Origin of the sequence: Myxococcus sp. AB036A (genome assembly GCF_006547355.1) — a bacterium.
GTDB lineage: Bacteria > Myxococcota > Myxococcia > Myxococcales > Myxococcaceae > Myxococcus > Myxococcus virescens.
Genome location: NZ_VHLC01000183.1, coordinates 1 through 7,265, shown reverse-complemented (window position 1 = coordinate 7,265; position 7,265 = coordinate 1). Strand labels below are relative to the sequence as shown.

Sequence of the window (7,265 nt, the reverse complement as noted above, 5' to 3'; positions counted from 1 at the left end):
AGCCACCGGGGCCCCCGATCCCACCCCGCCTCCAGGACGACGCCGTCCCGGCGGACGCGCCGCACCCGCCCCAGCACCCGTGACGGATCCAGCGGTGCATCGTCCTGGGGTGAGTTGTCGCCTCGCAGCGCCACCGCCCCGGCCTCCCACCGCCGCAGCCGGTGCAGCACCAGGGCATGGTCGAAGCGCGCCAGCAGGACGTCACCAGGTCGCGGAGCCCCCTCCAGCGGCTCCACGCCGGCATGGTCGCCCGAGCGCAGCGATGGCCACATGCTGTCCCCGTGGACGGGGACCCAGCTCAGGGCCGGAGGCACAACGGGGGTGGAAGTGTCGCGTGGCATCGCAGGTCAGTCTAACCGACCCGACCTGCGCCCGCGAGTTCCCACCGGACCAATAGCCCAACGTTTATCAGGGGTTACGCGCCTACCTCAGTTTCTCAGACTTGGCAAGCTTCGCCCAGAATGCTGCTCTCGACCCCACGGAGCACTATGCCGGAACGGCCTTGCGCTCCCGCACCACCTTGGCGACCTCGTCGAGCGCGACGGGGATGGGCTCGCCTCCGGCCATGGGCTTCAGCTTCGCCTGGCCGCTGGTGCGCTCGGCCTCACCCAGCACCAGGGTGAATTCCGCGCTGCTCTTGTCCGCGCGCTTCATCTGGCTCTTGAGGCTGCCTCCGCGGGTATCGAACTCCACGCGCAGTCCCTCCCGGCGCAGGCGGCTGGCCAGCACCAGGGCGGCATCGTGCGAGCCCGCGTCCGCCACCGCGACGAAGACGTCCGGCCGCACGGTGAACTGCTGGCCGCTCTCCTTCAGCAGCAGCACCAGCCGGTCCAGGCCGCAGGCGAAGCCCACCGCGGGCGCGTCGGGCCCGCCCAGGCTCTTCACCAGCTTGTCATAGCGGCCACCGGCGCCCACGGTGCTGGCGGTGCCCAACGCAGGATGGGAGGCGATGAACTCGAAGACGGTGCGCGTGTAGTAGTCCAACCCCCGCACCATGCGCGAATTCACGACGTGCCGGATGCCCAGCGCCGTCAGCTTCCGCTGCACGTCGTCGAAGTGCGCGCGGCAGGGCTCGCACAGGGACTCCAGCACGTTGGGTCCGGCCGCGGCGATGGCCTGGCACTTCTCGTTCTTGCAGTCCAGGACGCGCAGGGGGTTCTTCTCCATGCGCTTCTGGCAGTCCGCGCACAGCGCCTCGCGGTGGGCCTGGAGGTACTCCACCAGCTTCGCGTGGTACGTGGGTCGGCAGGCCTCGTCCCCTAGCGAGTTGATGTTCAGGGTGATGTCCTTGAGCCCCAGCCGCTCCAGGAACTGCACCACCATGTCCATCATCTCGACGTCCTGGGCGCCTTCCTTCGCGCCGTAGGCCTCCGCGCCGATTTGATAGAACTGGCGGTAGCGGCCCGTCTTCATCCGCTCGTAGCGGAACATGGGCCCCGTGTAGAACCAGCGCGTGAGCGGCTCCTGATTGGCGATGGAGTGCTCGATGTACGCGCGCGCCGCGGGCGCGGTGCCTTCCGGGCGCAGGGAGAGGCTGCGATCATTCTTGTCGTTGAAGGTGTACATCTCCTTCCCGACGATGTCGGTCTCCTCGCCCACGCTGCGCACGAACAGCGCGGTGTCCTCCACCATCGGCGTGCGGATCTCACCGTAGCCGAAGCGGCCGAACAGCTCGCGGGCCTGCGCCTCCACGTGCTGCCAGATTTCAATCTCCCCAGGGAGGAGATCGTTCATGCCCTTGACGCCCGCGACCTTCTGACTCACGTGATGACTCCGATTCGCTTGCCCAGCCGAACCACCGCTTCCTCCTGGAGGCTGTCGTCCCAGGTGACGCGCTTGGGCTCGAACAGGAGGATGACGGTGGAGCCCATCTCGAAGCGGCCCAGCTCCCCACCCTTCTCCACCGGCATGGCCGCGCCGTAGCGGTGCACCTTGCCGGGCTGCCCGGTGTGCGTCGTCACCTCGTCGTAGGCCGCCTTGATGCGCGACACGCAGGTGGCGCCCACCTTCACCACCGCGCACCTGCCCGCCACGGTATCCAGGTACGTCACCAGCCGCTCGTTGACGCAGAACAGGGACTGCTTGTTCTTCACCGACGCGGGGTTCACCGGCCAGAACTCACCGGGGATGTACGCGTACCCGGTGATGGTGCCGCCCAGCGGCGCGTGGATGCGGTGGTAGTCGCGCGGCGACAGGTAGATGGTCGTCCAGGCACCGCCGTGGAAGGGCTTGGCGGCCTCGGAATCCCCCAGCAGCTCGTCCACCGTGTACTCGATGCCCTTGGCCTGCAGGCAGCGCCCGTAATCCGAATAGCCCACCTGGGACACGCGGCCATCCACGGGGGACACCACCACCTTCTCCCCCGCGTCCACCGGACGCAGGCCGGGCTTCAGCCCCCGGGTGAAGAACTGGGCGAAGGTCGGGTAGTGCTCGAAGGAGTGCTCGGCCTCCTCCATGTCCACGTTGTAGGCCTTGGCGAAGGCGCGCATGGCGGCCTGATGCACCGGCGCGGGCACGGGCAGTCGCGTGGCCATCCCCACCACGGTGGAGAGCGCGGACTTGGGCAACACCTGCATCAACTTCATGAAAGTCTGGTCGTTCATATCGGCGAATCGGTTCTAGCGACCGGCGTCGGTCGCGGGTGCCGGACCGCCGTCGGGAGTGACGGGGACAGTCTGCACGGCACTCTTGGGTAACAGCGTGAGGACCTTCCCCTCTTCAATCAGGAGGAATGAATCCTGATGCTGGGGGTATTCCAGGCGACAGGCGGTGCGGTCGGCGAGCTGCCAGGTCTCCCGCATGCCCCGTCCCTGCACATCGATGGGGGTGCCCCGCTGGAAGCACCCCCGGAAGCCCGCCACCAGCTCGGACGCGGCCGTGCCAGCCTGGGGGCCACCGCCAGCACCGGCATCGGGAGGCCCGGCATCCGGCGCCTCCACCGGAGCCGCGGGAGGCGCCTGCTCCTCGGTGGACGGCGCCGCGTAGGAGCCCGGCGGCAGTTCCCGCGCGCTGGCCACGGCCTCGTCCCGCTCGTTGACGGCCGCCGCCATCCGCTGCCGTCCGTCCTTGATGCGCTGGAGCAGCTCGCGGGCGCCCTCGGCGTCCAGGCTGTCCGCGGGGACGCGCTGGAGCTGCGCCTCGATTTCCCCCACCTGCGGATCCAGGAAGGCCTCATCCAGCTTCTGCGCATACAACTCGCGGAAGCGGCGGGCGGCCTCTTCGTACTCGGCGGAAGGGGCGGGAGGCTCGCGGCGGCAGGCGGTGGGCGCCAGCGTGAGCAACACTGCGGAGACGACGCCCACGAGGGGCCTGAGGGACGCTCGGAGGACCAGGGTGCGCACGGACACGGGTTTATGTCATTTCCCCGCGCCTGTCCGCCTTTTGTGCCCCGGAAGCGCGCCTCAAACGCCCAGGAACAGGCGCTTGCCGAAGTTCAGCGCCAGGTCCGCATCGAAGATCTTCTGCGCCGACGTCTCGATGTCGTACTCCACGCGGACGTATTCCACCGTGCGCGCGTCCGTGTCGCAGATGACGAAGCACGCCCGGTTGTCATAGTCGCGCGGCTGGCCCACGCTGCCCACGGAGATGATGTACTTGTAGCCCCGGCGGATGCCGAACTTCTGGGCCACCACGTCGTTCACCTCGCCATTGCCAATGGCGAAGGCGCGGCACAGGTGGCTGTGGCCGATGAACGTCACCTCCGGCAGCTCCGCCACGTAGGGCGTCAGCTCCCGGGCCTGCTCCAGCGCGAAGATGTACTCGTATGCCTTCGGGTCGATGGGCGAACCATGGCAGAAGCCCACATCGCCAATCCGGTACGTGTACGGAAGGCTGCGCAGCCAGGCCATGTTCTCGTCCGTGAGGACGTTGGCGGACCAGTCCAGCGCGTGCCGGGCGGCGTCGTAGTAGTACGAGTAGTCCATCCGCCCCGCCACCGCCGCGTCGTGGTTGCCCAGGAGCGTCACCTCCGCCACCGAGCGAACCAGCTCACAACACGGATTGGGCGACGCCCCGTAACCGACGATGTCCCCCAGCGAGACGAACCGGTCCACCTTCTGGTGCTCGGCGACGCGGAGCACCTCGGTGAGCGCCTCGATGTTGGAGTGGATGTCGGAGATGACGGCGATACGCATGCGGGGCCTCGGTCCGGTGGCGTGGGCTCAACCCGCCCAGCCGGCCTTCACCTGGTTCTGCTGCTGCTGCGAAATCATCTGGCGAAGCCGTCCCAGGGTATCGCTGTCCAGGGACTCGAAACGCAACCCCATGCCCGCCGGAAGCGCTCGTTCCTCCGCCTCCCGAAGCCACACCACCGTGGCCTGGGCCTGGATGTCCTGGTGGCCCGCGGGAGACAGCTTCACCACCGTACGCGCCCCTCGTGCCAGGGGCGTGCTCGTGCGGAGGAACAGTCCGCCTTCGCTCAAATTCGAGATTCGCGCGTAGAGCGTGACGTTGTCACCCTCGCACCAGCACCGAAGCTGGGTGGGAATCCGCGTGGACTTTCGGTTTTCGCTCAACCCGGAACCTTCTTCCGTCACCCGAATCCACAGCCTAGGGACGGCCTGATTCCGCAGTCAAGTTCAAGGGTGGTGAGGCGCCCCACCCCTCCCCACGCCCTCATCGCTCCAGGGAGCCCAGGTCGTCGAAGTGGGTCAGCTTCCGGAACTCGGCGAAGCGGGCGTGAATCTCCGGCCGCGTCACCTCGCGCAGGCGCTCCAGGCTGAACTTCTCCACCGTGAAGGAGGCCATGACGCTGCCCATCACCATGGCGCGGCGCAGCAGCGCCTGGTCCAACACGCCGCTGGAGGTGGCCAGGGCGCCCATGAAGCCGCCGGCGAAGGTGTCCCCCGCGCCGGTGGGGTCGAAGACCTCGGCCAGGGGGAAGGCGGGGCACGCGAAGATGTGCTCGGCCTCGAAGAGGAGCGCGCCGTACTCACCGCGCTTGATGACCACGCGCTGCGGGCCCATGGCCATGATGGCGCGAGCGGCCTTCACCACGTTGTGCTCGCCAGCCAGCTGACGAGCCTCCGCGTCGTTGACGAACAGGAGGTTGACGCGCGAGAGCGTCTTGAGCAGCGCGGCCCTGCTGCCCTTGATCCAGAAGTTCATGGTGTCGGCGGCCACCAGCTTCGGCGCCTTCACCTGGTCCAGCACCTGCGCCTGGAGTTCCGGGTGGATGTTGCCCAGGAAGACGTAGGGCGTGTCCCGGTACGACTCCGGCAGCTTCGGGGAGAAGGCCTGGAAGACGTTGAGCTGGGTGTCCAGCGTCTGCGCCTCGTTCAGCTCGTAGCTGTAGCGGCCCTTCCAACGGAAGGTGCGGCCCGTCTCCCGGGTGAGGCCCTCCAGGTCGATTCCCCGTCCGCGAAGGAAGTTGAGGTGTCCTTCGGGGAAGTCCTCGCCCACCACCGCCACGACACGCGCGGGGCTGAAGAACGAGGCCGACGTAGAGAAGTAGGTGGCCGAGCCCCCGAGGATGTCCTCCTTCTGGCCGAAGGGGGTTTCCACTGAGTCCAGGGCAACGGAGCCGACGACGAGCAGGGACATGCGAGCTTCCTGGGGGGAGATGCCGTGAAATCAGGCACGGCGCTCCCCTGGGCCCCGTGCCCATGCCGGGTACGTCGTTTCCCGTTTTCCGTCAAGCACCGAGCGGTGGGTTCAGGGCGTCGGAATGCCTGTCAAGGTGAGGATGGCCTTCAGATCATCATCCGTGAAGAACAGGCCGCCGCCCACGAAGAAGTCGCGGCCCGCCACCAGGCGCCGAGTCGCCAGGTCCCGCTGCTGCGCGTTGAGCATGTCGTCCATGCCAGCGATCAAATAGAGGTGATCGAGGGGCTGGGCGCGCAGGCTGGCGCGCAGGCGGGGGTAGCGCAGCTCGTCGTCCGCGAAGTTGAAGGCGTCCACCTGGAACCGGAGCGCGTCGTTGAAGAAGTGCAGGTCGGCGCCCACGCCGCCGGTGGACTCGATGAGGCCCACGCGCAGGGTGGTGAAGTACCAGCGCTTGGCGAACTGGGCGCTGACCTTGAGGCTCTCCTTGGTCACCTTCCGCGTCTGAACGACGGGGTCGCCCTCGGACGGCGGGTTCGTCTGCAACACCTCCGTCGTCACGCTGCCGCGAGGGTCGTCCACCAGCTCCAGCAGGTAGTACTTGTCCGGCTTGGGGATGAGCCGCACGGAGAAGACGTTCTTCGAATTTCCCTGCGCGGCCAGGTAGGTGCTCTGGATGCCAATCTCCGCCTGGAGGTCGGTCAGGCGGGACGTGAAGCGCGACACGTCCTGCACCGTCTCGCGGATCTCGCGGCCCACGGCCTCGTCGGCCAGCAGCACGCCAGCGGCGCCCTCCCCGTCCTTCACCTTGCGGGTGATCTCCTCCAGGTTGCCCAGCGTGCCGTCCAGCTTCTTGAGCGTCTCCTTGAGGCTGGCGACGGTCTCCTTCACGTCGCCTTCACCCGTGCCCACGATGTTCTTCACGCTGCCGAGCACCTGGCGCACGTCGCGGGTGATGAACTCGATGTTGTCGATGATGCGGGTGATTTCCGCCTGGTTGCCCTGGGTGATGCCGCGCACGTCCGCGGAGATGGCCTCGACGTTGCCGACGATGGTGTCCAGGCGGTCCGCGTTGCGGCGGACCGTGGCATCCACGGAGTCCGACAGCCGCACCAGGTTCTCCACGATGCGCTGGAGCGACCCTGCACCCCGCTCACCGCCGAGCACTTCCCGCAGCGCCCCCGTCACCTCCTGGATGTCGGCGGTGATCTGCGACAGCGACTCGAAGACGGCCTCCATGCCCTGGGTGTCGACGACGCGGCGGATCTGCCCACCCGACTCCAGGCGGGGGGCGCCCTCCGTGCCGGGGTTCAGGTCCAGCAGGTAGTCACCCAGCAGCGATTCGGAGCGCTTGGTGACGACGGCGTCCTCGCGCAGGTCCACGTCGTTGCGGATCTTCAACCAGACCTTCGCCCGCGTCCCCTCGAGCGAGATGTCGTCGATTTCGCCCACCGGGATGCCGGCGATCTGCACGCGCCCACGCACGGCGAGGCCGGACGCATCCCGGAAATAGGCCCACACCCTCGTGGATTCGCTGTCGCTCAAACCACCTTTGCGAGCGAACAGAACGAAGGTGACGAAAAAAGCCCCCGCCGCGATGACCAGCAGGCCCACACGGAAGGGCGTGACGAGCTTCTTCACCTGTTGTGACTCCGAGAGCGACCGGCCGGCGCGACTCTAACGTTTTGCATCCTGAGTGCCACATTTTCCTAGGGCCCCCCCGC

At 67.7% G+C, this 7,265-nt stretch carries 8 protein-coding genes; all 8 read right to left on the bottom strand.

What is annotated here, in order from left to right:
• On the bottom strand, positions 1 to 272 hold a 272-nt coding region (locus FL344_RS37485; protein WP_255508272.1), incomplete at its 3' end, for a S24/S26 family peptidase.
• 214 nt (positions 273 to 486) lie between these two features.
• Positions 487 to 1,734, bottom strand: a complete 1,248-nt coding sequence (hisS, locus tag FL344_RS37480) for a histidine--tRNA ligase (protein WP_228565650.1) — start codon at positions 1,732 to 1,734, stop codon at positions 487 to 489.
• A 26-nt stretch (positions 1,735 to 1,760) separates the two neighbouring features.
• Entirely contained in the window at positions 1,761 to 2,603 is an 843-nt protein-coding gene (asd, locus tag FL344_RS37475; protein WP_141621873.1) for an archaetidylserine decarboxylase, read from the bottom strand.
• Between the two features lie 15 nt (positions 2,604 to 2,618).
• Positions 2,619 to 3,347, bottom strand: coding sequence for a hypothetical protein (locus FL344_RS37470; RefSeq protein WP_141593975.1), 729 nt, complete (start codon positions 3,345 to 3,347; stop codon positions 2,619 to 2,621).
• A 54-nt stretch (positions 3,348 to 3,401) separates the two neighbouring features.
• Positions 3,402 to 4,133, bottom strand: coding sequence for a metallophosphoesterase (locus FL344_RS37465; RefSeq protein ID WP_090492537.1), 732 nt, complete (start codon positions 4,131 to 4,133; stop codon positions 3,402 to 3,404).
• A gap of 27 nt (positions 4,134 to 4,160) precedes the next feature.
• Positions 4,161 to 4,514 carry a TIGR02266 family protein gene (locus FL344_RS37460; protein ID WP_217917601.1) on the bottom strand — a complete coding sequence of 118 codons (354 nt, stop codon included), beginning with the start codon at positions 4,512 to 4,514 and terminating at the stop codon, positions 4,161 to 4,163.
• Positions 4,515 to 4,614: 100 nt separating this feature from the next.
• A complete protein-coding gene (locus FL344_RS37455; RefSeq protein ID WP_011553737.1) occupies positions 4,615 to 5,541 on the bottom strand; it encodes a PfkB family carbohydrate kinase in 927 nt (308 codons plus the stop codon).
• A gap of 111 nt (positions 5,542 to 5,652) precedes the next feature.
• The gene (locus FL344_RS37450) at positions 5,653 to 7,182 is read right to left on the bottom strand and encodes an MlaD family protein (RefSeq protein WP_141621872.1); all 1,530 of its coding nucleotides are present in this window, start codon (positions 7,180 to 7,182) and stop codon (positions 5,653 to 5,655) included.
• Positions 7,183 to 7,265 lie beyond the last annotated feature (83 nt).